The sequence below is a fragment of the Streptomyces sp. NPDC127106 genome, assembly GCF_042677605.1.
Lineage (GTDB): Bacteria > Actinomycetota > Actinomycetes > Streptomycetales > Streptomycetaceae > Streptomyces.
Window position 1 is genome coordinate 40608 of sequence record NZ_JBHXTC010000051.1, and the last position, 13546, is coordinate 54153.

9 protein-coding genes, 5 tRNA genes and 1 pseudogene are annotated in these 13546 nt (G+C 70.8%); 6 read left to right on the forward strand and 9 right to left on the reverse strand.

The features are described 5' to 3' along the window. Positions 1 to 68: 68 nt before the first annotated feature. The 9 genes from ACFVGY_RS30200 to ACFVGY_RS30240 all read right to left on the reverse strand — a co-directional run bounded on the left by ACFVGY_RS30200 (position 69) and on the right by ACFVGY_RS30240 (position 4157). Positions 69 to 141, reverse strand: a tRNA-Glu gene (locus ACFVGY_RS30200). Positions 142 to 168: 27 nt separating this feature from the next. Continuing rightward, a tRNA-Gln gene (locus ACFVGY_RS30205) sits at positions 169 to 240 on the reverse strand. Positions 241 to 262: 22 nt separating this feature from the next. After that, positions 263 to 335, reverse strand: a tRNA-Glu gene (locus ACFVGY_RS30210). Positions 336 to 396: 61 nt separating this feature from the next. Further along, positions 397 to 469: transfer RNA gene (locus tag ACFVGY_RS30215), tRNA-Glu, on the reverse strand. Positions 470 to 496: 27 nt separating this feature from the next. Then, a tRNA-Gln gene (locus tag ACFVGY_RS30220) sits at positions 497 to 568 on the reverse strand. A gap of 88 nt (positions 569 to 656) precedes the next feature. Further along, positions 657 to 1385 carry an HAD family hydrolase gene (locus ACFVGY_RS30225; RefSeq protein WP_385683156.1) on the reverse strand — a complete coding sequence of 243 codons (729 nt, stop codon included), beginning with the start codon at positions 1383 to 1385 and terminating at the stop codon, positions 657 to 659. Positions 1386 to 1513: 128 nt separating this feature from the next. Continuing rightward, a complete protein-coding gene (gene gltX, locus ACFVGY_RS30230; protein ID WP_385683159.1) occupies positions 1514 to 2998 on the reverse strand; it encodes a glutamate--tRNA ligase in 1485 nt (494 codons plus the stop codon). After that, positions 2991 to 3809, reverse strand: coding sequence for a fumarylacetoacetate hydrolase family protein (locus tag ACFVGY_RS30235; protein ID WP_385683162.1), 819 nt, complete (start codon positions 3807 to 3809; stop codon positions 2991 to 2993). Before ACFVGY_RS30235 ends, gltX begins: the two co-directional genes overlap by 8 nt. 162 nt (positions 3810 to 3971) lie before the next feature. Then, complete coding sequence (locus tag ACFVGY_RS30240) at positions 3972 to 4157, reverse strand: hypothetical protein (RefSeq protein ID WP_385683165.1); 186 nt, start codon at positions 4155 to 4157, stop codon at positions 3972 to 3974. Between the two features lie 566 nt (positions 4158 to 4723). On the opposite strand from ACFVGY_RS30240, the gene ACFVGY_RS30245 reads away from it, so the two are divergent. The 6 genes and pseudogenes from ACFVGY_RS30245 to ACFVGY_RS30270 form a co-directional block, all read left to right on the forward strand. Beyond that, positions 4724 to 8434 carry a nitrate- and nitrite sensing domain-containing protein gene (locus ACFVGY_RS30245; protein WP_385683168.1) on the forward strand — a complete coding sequence of 1237 codons (3711 nt, stop codon included), beginning with the start codon at positions 4724 to 4726 and terminating at the stop codon, positions 8432 to 8434. A gap of 9 nt (positions 8435 to 8443) precedes the next feature. Beyond that, complete coding sequence (locus ACFVGY_RS30250; RefSeq protein ID WP_179172601.1) at positions 8444 to 8857, forward strand: roadblock/LC7 domain-containing protein; 414 nt, start codon at positions 8444 to 8446, stop codon at positions 8855 to 8857. A gap of 151 nt (positions 8858 to 9008) precedes the next feature. Beyond that, a complete protein-coding gene (locus ACFVGY_RS30255) occupies positions 9009 to 9404 on the forward strand; it encodes a DUF742 domain-containing protein (protein WP_125541140.1) in 396 nt (131 codons plus the stop codon). Beyond that, a complete protein-coding gene (locus ACFVGY_RS30260) occupies positions 9385 to 9966 on the forward strand; it encodes an ATP/GTP-binding protein (protein ID WP_114054330.1) in 582 nt (193 codons plus the stop codon). Before ACFVGY_RS30255 ends, ACFVGY_RS30260 begins: the two co-directional genes overlap by 20 nt. A 294-nt stretch (positions 9967 to 10260) precedes the next feature. Continuing rightward, the gene (locus tag ACFVGY_RS30265; RefSeq protein ID WP_385683172.1) at positions 10261 to 13443 is read left to right on the forward strand and encodes a nitrate- and nitrite sensing domain-containing protein; all 3183 of its coding nucleotides are present in this window, start codon (positions 10261 to 10263) and stop codon (positions 13441 to 13443) included. A 10-nt stretch (positions 13444 to 13453) separates the two neighbouring features. Continuing rightward, positions 13454 to 13546, forward strand: a pseudogene (locus tag ACFVGY_RS30270) (roadblock/LC7 domain-containing protein); the annotation flags it as partial.

The window sequence follows — 13546 nt, forward strand, 5'->3', positions numbered from 1 at the left end:
GGCACGGGGGGGGGGCCCCCACCCCCCACCCGCCCCCCCGCAACCCCCGGCCGCGCCTCTCCTGTGCGTACCCCCGACCGGATTCGAACCGGCGCTACCGCCTTGAGAGGGCGGCGTGCTAGGCCGCTACACAACGGGGGCGTGCCTTGCAGCTTTCACTGCACTGCGCTGGGCTACCAGGACTCGAACCTAGAACAAAGGAACCAGAAACCTTCGTGTTGCCAATTACACCATAGCCCAAGGTGGTCTAAACCAACCTGAGTACCCCCGACCGGATTCGAACCGGCGCTACCGCCTTGAGAGGGCGGCGTGCTAGGCCGCTACACAACGGGGGCCCTAGCGATCCTGCATCAAGATGTCCGGGAGCTACCCAGGACCCCTCGCGGGAAGGATCTGTACCCCCGACCGGATTCGAACCGGCGCTACCGCCTTGAGAGGGCGGCGTGCTAGGCCGCTACACAACGGGGGCTAAGCACTGCGATGATGCTGCACTGCGCTGGGGTACCAGGACTCGAACCTAGAATAAGGGAACCAGAAACCCTCGTGTTGCCAATTACACCATACCCCACCAGAAGTCAATCCCTTGCGGGGATTTTCTTCGGGCTGCTCCGCCGGTCTCCGGCCTTTCGGCCCGCCCCGGCGGCGCAGAAAGAACATTACCGGATGGCTGACCGTGCTCCAAAACGGGTATCCCCGGCCAGCAGCTCCGGCAGCTCCGCAAGCCCCTCGATCCGGTGTACGCCGGCAGGGCCGGGCCCCCTGTCGCCGGGGCGGTCGAGCCACACCGCGGTCAATCCGGCGTCCCGGGCGCCCCGGGCGTCGATCTCCGGCTGGTCGCCCACGTAGGCCACGTCGGCGGGAGGCAGCCCCAGCGCCCCGCAGGCCGCGCGGAAGGCCGCCTCCTCGGGCTTGCTGACCCCCAGCTCGGCGGCGCACACCAGCACCTCGAAGCGCTCGCGCAGGCCGAGCGTGCGCAGCTTGGGGTCCTGGTTGGCACTGGAGGAGTTGGAGAGCACGCCGTGCCGGTAACGGCCCGCCAGGGCGTCCAGGGCGGGCACGACGTCGGGGAAGACGGTCCAGGCGGCCTTGTAGTGCTCCACGTACCGGTCGAACCAGGCGTCGGCCGCCTCGTCGCCCATCGCGGGCTCGTCGAGGAAGTCCCGCACCCGGTCCCGGCGCTGGCCCTGGAAGGTCACCTCGCCGGCCGCGAAGCGGTCCCAGTGCCGGGCGGTCGTCTCCCGCCACCGCTCCAGCGCCTGCTCGGGGGACCCGTAGCGCTCGGCCAGGCCCTCCTCGGCGAGCCGGCGGGCGAGCCCGGCGGTGTCCGCCCCCGTGTAGTCGAACAGGGTGTCGTCGATGTCCCACAGCACGGCGCGGATCGGCATACGCAGAGGCTACGCCGACTCCCCGCCCCACGGGGGCGGGACGGCGAAGTCCGTCACGCAGAACGCCGCAGGGGGCGGCCTCCGGACGGACCGGGGGCCGCCCCCTGCGGGACGGTGGTGCGGGCTGCCTACGCGGCCGCGGCCAGCTTGGCCAGGGCCGCGTCGATGCGGACCAGCGAGCGCTCCTTGCCCAGGATCTGCAGGGACTCGAAGAGCGGCAGGCCGACCGTGCGGCCGGTGACGGCCACGCGGACCGGGGCCTGGGCCTTGCCGAGCTTGAGGCCGTGGGCCTCGCCGGCGGTCAGGACGGCCTGCTTGAGGGACTCGGGGTCGCTCCAGTCGGCCGCCTCCAGGTGGCCGCGTGCGGTGGTGAGCAGCGCCGCCGGCTCGCCCTTCATGGCCTTGTCCCAGGACGCCTGGTCCTCGACCGGTTCCTTGCGGAACAGGAAGTCGACGTTGGCGGTGATGTCCGACAGGACGGTCACGCGGGTCTGCGCGTACGGGGCGATGGCCGCCCAGGCCTCGGCGTCGAAGTCCTCGGGCTCCCAGTTGGCGAACGGGGCCTGCAGCCACGGGGCGCAGGCGTCCGCGAAGGCCTTCTCGTCCAGCCGGCGGATGTGGTCGGCGTTGATCGCCTCGGCCTTCTTCAGGTCGAAGCGGGCCGGGTTGGCGTTGACCTCGGTGATGTCGAACTTCGCCACCATCTCCTCGATCGAGAAGACGTCCTGGTCCTTGGAGAAGGACCAGCCGAGGAGCGAGAGGTAGTTCAGCAGGCCCTCGGGGAGGAAGCCGCGCTCGCGGTACAGGTTGAGCGAGGACTCGGGGTCGCGCTTGGAGAGCTTCTTGTTGCCCTCGCCCATGACGTACGGCAGGTGGCCGAACTGCGGGACGCCCTTGGCGATCCCCAGCTCCATCAGCGCCTTGTACAGCGCGATCTGGCGCGGGGTCGAGGACAGCAGGTCCTCGCCGCGGAGCACGTGGGTGATCTCCATCAGCGCGTCGTCGACCGGGTTGACGAGCGTGTAGAGGGGGGCGCCGTTGGCGCGCAGGATGCCGAAGTCCGGCACGTTCTCCGGGGTGAAGGTCAGCTCGCCGCGGACCAGGTCGGTGAAGGTGATCGGCTCGTCGGGCATCCGGAAGCGGACGATCGGGGTGCGGTGCTCGCCCTGGTACGCCTCCAGCTGCACGGTGGTCAGCTCGCGGCAGTGGCCGTCGTAGCCGGAGGGCTTGCCCGCGGCGCGGGCGGCCGCACGGCGGGCGTCGAGCTCCTCGGTGGTGCAGTAGCAGTCGTACGCGTAGCCGCCGTCCCTGAGCCTCTGCGCGACGTCCGCGTAGAGGTCCATGCGCTGGGACTGGCGGTACGGGGCGTTCGGGCCACCCACCTCGGGGCCCTCGTCCCAGGTGAAGCCGAGCCACTTCAGCGAGTCGAGGAGCTGCTCGTACGACTCCTCGGAGTCGCGGGCCGCGTCGGTGTCCTCGATGCGGAAGACGAACGTGCCGCCGTGGTGGCGGGCGAACGCCCAGTTGAACAGGGCGGTCCGGACCAGGCCCACGTGGGGGTTGCCGGTCGGAGAGGGACAGAAACGTACGCGGACGGGGGTCGCGTTAGCCACGCTTGATCACCTTGTTGGTGAGAGTGCCGATGCCTTCGATGGTGACGGCGACCTCGTCGCCGACGTTGAGGGGGCCGACTCCGGCCGGGGTCCCCGTGAGGATGACGTCGCCGGGCAGCAGCGTCATGGCCTCGCTGATGTGCACGACCAGGTCCTCGACGGAGCGGATCATGTCGCGGGTGCTGCCGAGCTGGCGCTGCTCGCCGTTGACGGTGCACTGGACGGCCAGGCCCTCGGCGACGGCCGCCGGGTCCAGGCCGGTCTCGATCCAGGGGCCCAGCGGGCAGGCGCTGTCGAACCCCTTGGCGCGGGCCCACTGCTGCTCGCGCTGCTGCACGTCGCGGGCGGTGACGTCGTTGGCGCAGGTGTAGCCGAGGATGACGTCCTTGACCCGCTCCCGCGGGACCTCGCGGCACATCCGGCCGATCACCACGGCGAGCTCGGCCTCGTGGTGGAGGTCCTGGGAGAAGGACGGGTACGTGATCGGGTCGCCCGGGCCGACCACCGAGGTGGACGGCTTGAAGAAGGTGATGGGGGCCTCGGGACGACCTTGGTCGTCGAAGACGGTATGACCGAGCTCCGCCGCGTGCTCCGCGTAGTTGCGGCCGACGGCCACGACCTTGTTCGGGAGCACGGGCGGCAGGAGCCGGACCTTGCTCAGCGGGACCTTCGTGCCGGAGAGCTCGAAGTCCGCGAACGGGATGCCCTTGATGATGTCGAGGACGAGCTCGCCCTCGGCGCCGGGGGCGGTGCCGCCCTCGACCGCGCCGAACGCGACATTGCCGTCGATCGAGAACCTGGCGATGCGCACGCCTTGCGCCTGCCCCTCTGTATTTCCGCTGGCTGGAGTCTGCGGACTCCAGGCTAACGCGGCGGGCGGCGGGGCTCCGCGTTCCTTCGCGGGCGCTCCGTGGCGGCGTGCCCGGCTTCGCCGCCGCCGCCCGTTCCTTCCTTCCGCTGCCGGCGCCGTGCCCTACTCGGCGCCGGGCGCGGCCGGGGCGTGCATCAGCACGGTGCGGCGCGGGTTCGCGGTCTGGGTGGGCAGCTCGACGACGTGCTCCGGAGCCGGGGTCGGCTGCAGCTCCTCGGCGTCCTTGAGGTGCGCGAGGGTGGTGCGGCGCGGGTTGGCTATGTTGCGGAACATCATCGTCGTCTTCATCGGAGTCTCGGGCCCTCGGCTCGGTTGTCGGGTGGGGTTGTCGGTTCCGTCAACCCTGTAAAGGGCAAGGCTAAACATCCGATTCGCGGCCTGAACCGGGAAGTATTGGGCTCGACCATGTGAGTTTGCTCACCAGCGACCCGGCAATCTGGACATTACGGATGGTCAACTCGAAGCGGCGAAACGGACATTGCGCCACTGAATCTGCCATTCCGCTCCTGATCATCTCGACTGGGACACCTTGACGGCCCTTGCGTTTGAATCGTGTAAGTCCGTTTCGCCCTGAAAGGCGCCGCACACATCGTGTTCGAGGCCTCACGCTCCGTCGATGATCAGCGGGGCCGACACGCGCACCTTGTTGGAGATCCGGCACTGTGCTGGAATGCGCGAGACCGCCGCGCGAGACAGCCGGCGCGCAGGTGGCGCGAGACCGCGCCGAGCGGCGGTGGCTAGAAGGAGACGCGCCGGTCACCGACGACCACCATGGGGCCGCGACAGCGCCCCACGACTCGACACCGTCCCACCGGTCGCCCGGCGGGACGCCTGGTCCAGAGGTTGCGACGCTAGTGCAGGGACGATTCAAGAGAGACGGCAAGGGGTCCCCCCAGGCCCTTCCGGGCAGAGGGGACGCTGCGGCGGAGCAGGACCCGCGCGGCGGGACCGAACGCGGCTCATCGCCCCAGCACGCCCAGGGCCGCGGGCCGGCCCTCGAAGGCACGGGCCCCGGCCCTTCCGGAGCGAAGAGCAAGGCCTCCCGCATCAAGCCCAGGGGCAAGACCAAGGGCAAGGCCGCGGTCGAGGAGCCGGTCGACAAGGACACCGCGATACCGAAGGCCCCCGCCGGGCCCGGATCGCGCGTGCACATGCAGAACTGGCGAATCAGCACGCGACTGGTGTCGCTGCTGACCCTGCCGGTCGTCGCCGCCACCACGCTCGGTGGCTTCCGTATCAACGACTCGCTCAACGACATCTCGCAGCTCGAGCACATGCAGCTGCTGACGACGATGACCCGCCAGGCCACCAACCTGGCCGCCGCGCTCCAGGAGGAGCGCGACAAGTCCGCGGGTCCGCTGTCGATCAACAAGTCGGGCAAGCCCGACAGCCTCGTCCAGGGCGTCTGGTCGAACACCGACGCCGCCCACAGGTCCTTCGCCGCCGCGACCGACCGGGTCGACGCCACGGAGGACAAGGACGAGACGCTCAAGTCGATCCGCAACAACATCCTGCAGATCGGCCGTCAGCTCACCGAGATCGAGGCGATCCGCAAGAAGGCGTACCAGAACGGTGCCCAGCAGACCGTCACCGAGTACAACTCTCTGATCGTCTCGCTGCTCTCGCTCTCCCAGGACATGGCCCAGGCCACGTCCAGCCCTGAGATGATCAAGCGTACGCGTGCCCTGGCGGCGTTCTCCTCCGCCAAGGAGTACGCCTCTATCCAGCGCGCGATCATCGCCGCCTCGCTGCCCGACAGCAACGAGAAGACGGGCACGCTCACCGAGAACGACCGCCTCTACGCACTTTCCGCGCTCCGCGGTGAGAGCCAGGCGAAGAAGACCTTCGAACTCGTCTACCAGGGCAAGACCGAGGACCTCCTCGCCTCGCTCGGCGACGGCAACCCGGAGATCGGCAAGGCGGACCACTACACCCGCCGCGTCCTGTCCACCAAGGACCAGTTCGGCAAGGAGACGCAGTACAAGTCCTGGATGGACTGGTACGACGCGGACGACACCAAGCTCCAGGCCATGAAGGTCATCGAGCTGACGCTGCTCGAGGACATGGAGCAGAAGGCCCGTGAGCTGAAGAACGAGTCGCAGCGCGACGCGATCATCAACGGTGCCCTGATCCTCCTCGTGCTCGGCGTCTCCCTCGTCGGCGCCTTCGTCATGGCCCGGTCCATGATCCGCTCCCTGCGCCGCCTGCAGGACACCGCCACCCGGGTCGCCCAGGAACGCCTGCCCGAGCTCGTCAAGCAGCTTTCCGAGTCCGACCCGCAGGACGTCGACACGTCCGTGGAGTCCGTCGGCCTGCACACCCGCGACGAGATCGGCCAGGTGGCCGCGGCCTTCGACGACGTGCACCGCGAGGCCGTCCGCCTCGCCGCCGAGCAGGCCCTCCTCCGGGGCAACGTCAACGCGATGTTCACCAACCTCTCGCGCCGCAGCCAGGGCCTCATCCAGCGTCAGCTCTCGCTCATCTCCGAACTGGAGTCGCGCGAGGCCGACCCGGACCAGCTGTCCTCGCTCTTCAAGCTCGACCACCTCGCGACCCGCATGCGCCGTAACGGCGAAAACCTCCTCGTCCTCGCGGGCGAGGAGCCGGGCCGCCGGTGGACCCGCCCCGTCCCGCTCGTCGACGTGCTCCGCGCCGCCGCGTCCGAGGTGGAGCAGTACGAGCGCATCGAACTGGCCGCCGTCCCGGCGACCGAGGTCGCCGGCCGCGTCGTCAACGACCTCGTGCACCTGCTCGCCGAGCTGCTGGAGAACGCGACGTCGTTCTCCTCCCCGCAGACCAAGGTCAAGGTCACCGGTCACGCGCTGCCCGACGGCCGCGTGCTCGTCGAGATCCACGACACCGGCATCGGCCTCTCCCCCGAGGACCTGGCCGCGATCAACGAGCGGCTCGCCGCGCCGCCGACCGTGGACGTCTCCGTCTCCCGCCGCATGGGCCTCTTCGTGGTCGGCCGCCTGTCCCTGCGACACGGCATCCGCATCCAGCTGCGCCCGTCCGACTCCGGCGGTACGACGGCCCTCGTCATGCTGCCGGTGGACGTCGCCCAGGGCGGCAAGAAGCCCGGCGGCCCCGGCGGCCAGGGTGCCGCGGGTCCGCAGGGCGGTCCCGGCGGCGCCCCCGGCCAGGGCTCCGGCCCGGGCGGCGGCGGTGCCCGCCAGCCCGTGGGCTCCGGCCAGCAGCGCAGCGGCGTCGCCGCGGCCATGGGTCAGCGTGCCGCGCTGGCCCAGCAGGGCGGCGGCGCGGCCGGCGGTCCGCAGGGCCTCCCCGGCCGTCCGCAGCAGGGCGCTCCCGGCGGGCGTCCGCAGGGCGGCCCCGGCATGCCGGGCATGCCCGGCGGGCAGGGTGCGCCGGGTGGCGCTCCGGCCGGCCAGGGCCAGGGCTCCTTCGGCGGCGGTGGCCCGCTGCCGGGCCGCGGTCCCGCCGGCGGCCCCCAGGGCCGTCCGGCCTCCGCCCCCTCTGCTCCCTCCGCTCCCGGCCAGGCCGGCTTCCCGCAGGGCAACGGCTTCGAGCGGCCGCAGCCGCCGCAGCCCGCGGCCCCCGCGGGGCAGGCTCCCGCCGGCCAGGGCCCCGAGGCTCCGGCCCAGCGCGGCCCGCGGCCGCAGCTGCCGCCCCGCGACGGCTCCCCGCGTCCGGAACTCCCGGGTGCCGGTACCGCCGGCGGTCCGTCCGCCGGGGCCCCGCAGGCCACCAGCTGGGGCGCCGCCCCGACCCGCCCCGGCGGCCAGGAGGTCCCGCGCGGCCACGACGAGCTCTCGGGTCCCGGCTCCACGGCCGAGTTCCCGCGCCCGGACTTCGGTGCCCCGCGCCCGCAGGCCGGCGGCAACAGCACGACCGGGCAGTTCGAGCGTCCCGACGTGCGCGGCCCGGTGGACCCGTCCACCACGGGCCAGTACGCCCGCCCCGAGTTCCAGGCCCCGCGGCCCGGCGGCCCCGGCGTCGGCAGCTTCCCGCCGCCGCCGCAGGCTCCGCAGCTCCCGCAGGCCCAGCAGCCGGGGGCCCTGCCGCCGGCCGGGGGCCCGGGCGGCGAGCGCAGCCCGATCTTCGACACCCTGGAGTCGAACTGGTACCCGCAGGACGGCTCCCAGCCGTCCGGGCAGGCGCCGTACGCGTTCCAGCAGCCGCAGGCCGCCCCTCCGGCCCCGGCACCCGCTCCGCGTCAGCGCCCGCAGCAGCCGCTGCCGCAGCGCGCCCCGGAGCCTTCGGCCGAGTCCGCCCAGACGACGACCGGCAGCGCGCCGACCGTCAGCTGGCGTTCCTCGCCGAACGACGAACTGATGCGCCAGGCCGAGCGCGTGCGCCAGCCCGCCGCCGGCGGCATCACCACTTCGGGGCTGCCCCGCCGGGTTCCGCGGGCGAACCTCGTGGCCGGCACCGCGCAGCAGCAGACCGATACTCAGGCCGGTCCCCAGGTCTCGCGTGCACCGGACGACGTCCGGGGCCGTCTGACCAACCTCCGACGCGGTATCCAGCAGGGTCGCCAGGCCGGAAACAACGGCCCGGAGACCGGCAGTTACCACATCGACCCCACTTACCAGCAGGAGCGTTAGTTGAGTTCGATGAGCCAGGCGGCACAGAACCTGAACTGGTTGATCACCAACTTCGTGGACAACACCCCCGGGGTGTCCCACACGGTGGTGGTCTCCGCCGACGGCCTCCTTCTGGCGATGTCCGATGGATTCCCGCGTGACCGCGCGGATCAGCTGGCGGCCGTGGCCTCCGGTCTGACCTCGCTGACCGCCGGAGCCTCCCGCATCTTCGAGGGCGGCGCCGTCAACCAGACCGTGGTCGAGATGGACCGGGGATTCCTCTTCCTCATGTCCATCAGCGACGGGTCCTCGCTCGCGGTGCTCGCGCACCCCGAGTGCGACATCGGTCTCGTCGGCTACGAGATGGCCCTCCTCGTGGATCGAGCGGGCACGGTCCTCACCCCGGACCTGCGCGCCGAACTGCAGGGAAGCCTGCTCATCTGACTGACCATCTCCCGGCCGGACGGTACTTCCGGCCGGGAGACCGGGGCCCCCGCCCCGGTGCCCAGTACCACCGCCAGGCCGTCATACCGTCCCCCCACCGGCCGCCCCGTCAGACGGCACGCTGACCACTGCTGTCCAGCCCGGAGGATCAATGACCCCGCCCCCCGCCTATTCCGACGCGTACGACGATTCGTCGTACTCGGAGGGCGACCAGCCGCTCGTGCGCCCGTACGCCATGACCGGCGGACGGACTCGGCCGCGCTACCAGCTCGCCATCGAGGCGCTGGTCAGCACCACGGCCGATCCGATGCACCTGTCCGGCCTGCTGCCCGAGCACCAGCGCATCTGCACGCTGTGCCGCGAGGTCAAGTCGGTCGCGGAAGTCTCCGCGCTGCTGTCCATGCCGCTCGGTGTGGCCCGGATCCTCGTAGCCGACCTGGCAGAGGCCGGCATGGTGGCCATCCACCAGCCGGGCAACGGAGAGGCCGGCGGTACGCCGGACGTGACACTGCTCGAAAGGGTGCTCAGTGGACTTCGCAAGCTCTAACGGCGGAGCGGCTCGCTCCACCACCTCGGCAAAGATCGTGGTGGCGGGCGGCTTCGGCGTGGGCAAGACCACGTTCGTCGGCGCGGTCTCCGAGATCAACCCGCTGCGCACCGAAGCCGTGATGACCAGCGCCTCCGCCGGCATCGACGACCTCACCCACACCGGGGACAAGACGACGACCACCGTCGCCATGGACTTCGGCCGCATCACCCTGGACCAGGACCTCATCCTCTACCTGTTCGGCACCCCCGGACAGGACCGGTTCTGGTTCATGTGGGACGACCTCGTCCGCGGCGCCATCGGCGCCGTCGTCCTCGTCGACACCCGCCGACTCGCCGACTGCTTCCCCGCCGTCGACTACTTCGAGAACAGCGGCCTGCCCTTCGTCATCGCCCTCAACGGCTTCGACGGACACCAGCCCTACACCCCCGAAGAAGTCCGGGAAGCCCTCCAGATCGGCCCCGACGCCCCCATCATCACCACCGACGCCCGCCACCGGGCCGACGCCAAGAGCGCGCTCATCACCCTCGTCGAGCACGCCCTCATGGCACGGCTGAAGTAACCGGGCCTGTCGTGCGGACGAGGGAGGGCGGGCTGTGTCGTACGACACGGCCCGCCCTCCCTCGTTCATAACGTTTCGACAGAGAATTGCCCCCGGAACTGCACACCGCGCGTTCGGGCGGTACCGCTGCGCGCACACGTGGCCCCTTTTTTGCCGCCGCTCGCTCTTTATGTCCGTTTTACGTGTGTCATAGGTCTCGGGGACCGGCCGGTTCCAACTGTTTGGAACACGGCCCTTGACCATGCTGGAATTCAACTAACTAGCTAGTAGCACCGCCGAGAGGTTGTTGGTCGAGTGAGGCGAAGCAACTCGAGCCCCGCGGATGAATCCGCGCGCGGCAACTTCACCCCGCCGCAGCGCGCGGCCGCGTCGCCCGTCGACGCGCCCGTGGAACCGGCGCCGAAGAGCGGCAGCACCAGCAGGCTCTCGCCCCGCAACTGGCGTGTGGCGACCCGTCTGAACGCCATCCTGCTCGTACCGGTCCTCGTCGGCCTGGTCATGGGCGGCTTCCAGGTGAAGGGATCCCTCGACACCTGGAACGAGGCCAAGGACGCCGAGAAGACCGCCCGCGTCGTCCAGGCGGCGGCGGAGTACGGCCAGGCGCTGCTCAACGAGCGCGACCTCACGGCCGAGCCGCTGCTGAAGGGCGACAAGGGCAACGAGGCCGTCACGAAGGCCCGCAGCGCCACGGACGCGGCGCAGGCGAAGTTCGCCGAGGCCGTCAAGGACCTGCCGAAGAACCAGGGTCTGGAGCGGCGCCTGCAGCTCTTCCGCCAGGAGGAGCCCAAGCTGGCCGCGGTCCGCAACACGGCCTACGCGGCGCCCGAGACGGCGAAGAAGAACCTCCCCTCCCAGTTGGGCCCCATCCCGACGGAGGACGGCTACCTCCTCGTCCAGCACTACCTGATGCAGTTCTCCAACGAACTGGGCCTGGGCACCGGCAACGTGACCAGCTACGGGCGCATGGTCTACGCGATCGAGCTGGCCAAGGCCGCCGAGTCGCTCCAGCGCTCCATCGGCACGCACCTGTTGGTCCGGCCGAGCTCCGACGAAGAGGTCCGCAAGGCCCAGCTGGTCGCCTTCTCCTCGTACGCCTACCTCGAGGAGATCGCGGTCGGCGAGTACATCGCCGCGGGCACCGACGAGGACGTCAACCGCTTCAAAGACGTCATGCAGAAGAAGTCCCAGGACGGGGCCGCGAAGCTCGCCGCCGCGAAGGCGCAGGCCGAGCAGACCGGCGCGCCGTTCAAGGCTCCGCCCCAGGTCAACGGCTCGGTGCTCACGGGCATGACCGAGGCGATAGCCGGCGGCGACAAGCCCGCCAACCTGGCGAAGATCGGCGTCACGCCGGCCGCCTGGCAGGCCGGTGCCACCGCCAAGTTCGAGGGCTACGCCGAGATCGAGAAGGACCTCCTCGACAAGGCCGTCAAGGACGCCGTCGCGGTCTCCGACGACGCCCGCAACGTCGCCATCTGGACCGGCGCCGCCGTGGTCGTGGCCCTGCTCGCGGCGTTCATCCTGGCCGGCATGGTGGCCCGCCAGATGAGCCGCTCGATGCGCCGCCTGCGCTCCGCCGCCTTCGACGTCGCCGAGCAGCGCCTGCCGATGCTCGTCGACCAGCTCTCGCGCACCGACCCGGGCAAGGTCGACACCCGCGTCGCGCCGATCCCGATCGACTCCCAGGACGAGATCGGCGAGGTCGCCCGCGCCTTCGACCAGGTCCACCGGGAGGCCGTCCGGCTCGCCGCCGAGCAGGCGCTCCTGCGGGGCAACGTCAACGCGATCTTCACGAACCTCTCCATGCGCAACCAGTCGCTGATCGAGGGCCAGCTGACCCTGATCACCGAGCTGGAGAACAACGAGGCCGACCCGGACCAGCTGGAGAACCTCTTCCGCCTGGACCACCTGGCCACCCGTATGCGCCGCAACGGCGAGAACCTCCTCATCCTCGCGGGCGAGGAGCCGGGCCGCCGCTGGGACCAGCCGGTGCCCCTCGTCGACGTGCTGCGCGCCGCCTCCTCCGAGGTGGAGCAGTACGAGCGCATCGAGCTCTCGAACATCTCCGAGGCCGAGATCCACGGCCAGGCCGTGACCGACCTCGTGCACCTGCTCGCCGAGCTGCTGGAGAACGCCACCACGTTCTCCTCCCCGCAGACCAAGGTCCGCGTCAACGCCACCCGTCTGCCGGACGGCCGCGTCATGGTCGAGATCCACGACAAGGGCATCGGCCTGACCGCCGAGGACTTCGCGGACATCAACCACAAGCTGGCCAACCCGCCGACCGTGGACGCCGCGATCTCGCAGCGCATGGGCCTCTTCGTGGTCGGCCGCCTGGCGGACCGGCACAACATCCGCGTCCAGCTGCGCCCCTCGGGCGAGGCGGCCGGTACGACGTCGCTCATCATGCTCCCCGACGCGATCACCCACGGTGGCGGTGGCGAGGGCATCCCGGACGACGAGTTCACCGTCTCCTCGATGATCCCGCAGCAGCAGGTCCAGCAGGCCGCGCCGCTGCGCACGGCCGCCGAACTCGGCTTCGACGACTCCCGCTACGACGGCCAGGGCGCCGACGGCGGCCTGGACTCGGTCGGCCGCTCCCTCGGCCAGCAGGACCGCCGTGCCGCGCTGGAGGCGCAGCTGAACCAGCCGCAGGCCCCGGCCGCCGACTACCCTGCGCAGCAGGAGTATGCGGAACCGCAGCCGGAGCACGGCTACCAGCAGTACCCGGAGTACGAGCAGCAGCCCGCGCAGGGTTACGACGCCTCGTACGATGAGCAGCAGGCCCACGCGGACCAGCAGGGCTACGAGGCCTACCCGCAGCAGGACTACACCTATGCGGAAGCGGGCTACGAGCAGCCTCAGCAGGACGTGCAGGGCTACGACAACGGCTACGCCGCCCAGTCGCAGCATGCCGCGTGGCCGGAGCAGAACACGTACTCCGACGGCTACCAGCAGGAGTACGGGACTGAATCGGAACCCCTGTCCGCTCCCGAACCCGCCGCGGACCGCGTAGGCTTCGATCGTCCGGGCGCCGCTGCCGACACCGGTCACGGAATGACCGGAGCGGGCCTGCCGCGCCGCGGCAGCCAGCAGCAGCGGCAGCCGGCGCAGCAGGAAGCGGAGTCCACCGGATCCCTCTTCGAGCAGCGGTCGCCGCGACAGCAGCAGCCCGCCGCACCGGAGCAGGGCGAGGGGACCCGCGGAGGCTGGCGCTCGAAGAACGACGAGCGTTGGCAGCAGGCCGGGAAGCTCCGCGAGCCGAAGGCGGGCGGGGTCACCTCGTCCGGTCTGCCTCGGCGGGTGCCCAAGGCCAACCTGGTCGAAGGTTCTGCGGAGACGACTCCGCAGAACGGCCCCCAGGTCTCCCGGGCTCCGGAGGACGTGCGCGGCAGGTTGAGCAACCTGCGGCGCGGTGTCCAGCAGGGCCGGAGCGCGGGTACTGAGCAGTCAAGTAACAGCTATGACCAGGAGCGTTAGTGTGAGCCCGATGAGCCAGGCGGCACAGAACCTGAACTGGTTGATCACCAACTTCGTGGACAACACCCCCGGGGTGTCCCACACGGTGGTGGTCTCCGCCGAC

Coding starts and splice junctions, on each gene's coding strand:
- ACFVGY_RS30225 (WP_385683156.1), bottom strand. CDS start 1,385: ATGCCGATCCGCGCCGTGCTGTGGGACATCGACGACACCCTGTTCGAC.
- ACFVGY_RS30250 (WP_179172601.1), top strand. CDS start 8,444: ATGAGCCAGGCGGCACAGAACCTGAACTGGTTGATCACCAACTTCGTG.
- ACFVGY_RS30255 (WP_125541140.1), top strand. CDS start 9,009: ATGACCCCGCCCCCCGCCTATTCCGACGCGTACGACGATTCGTCGTAC.
- ACFVGY_RS30240 (WP_385683165.1), bottom strand. CDS start 4,157: ATGAAGACGACGATGATGTTCCGCAACATAGCCAACCCGCGCCGCACC.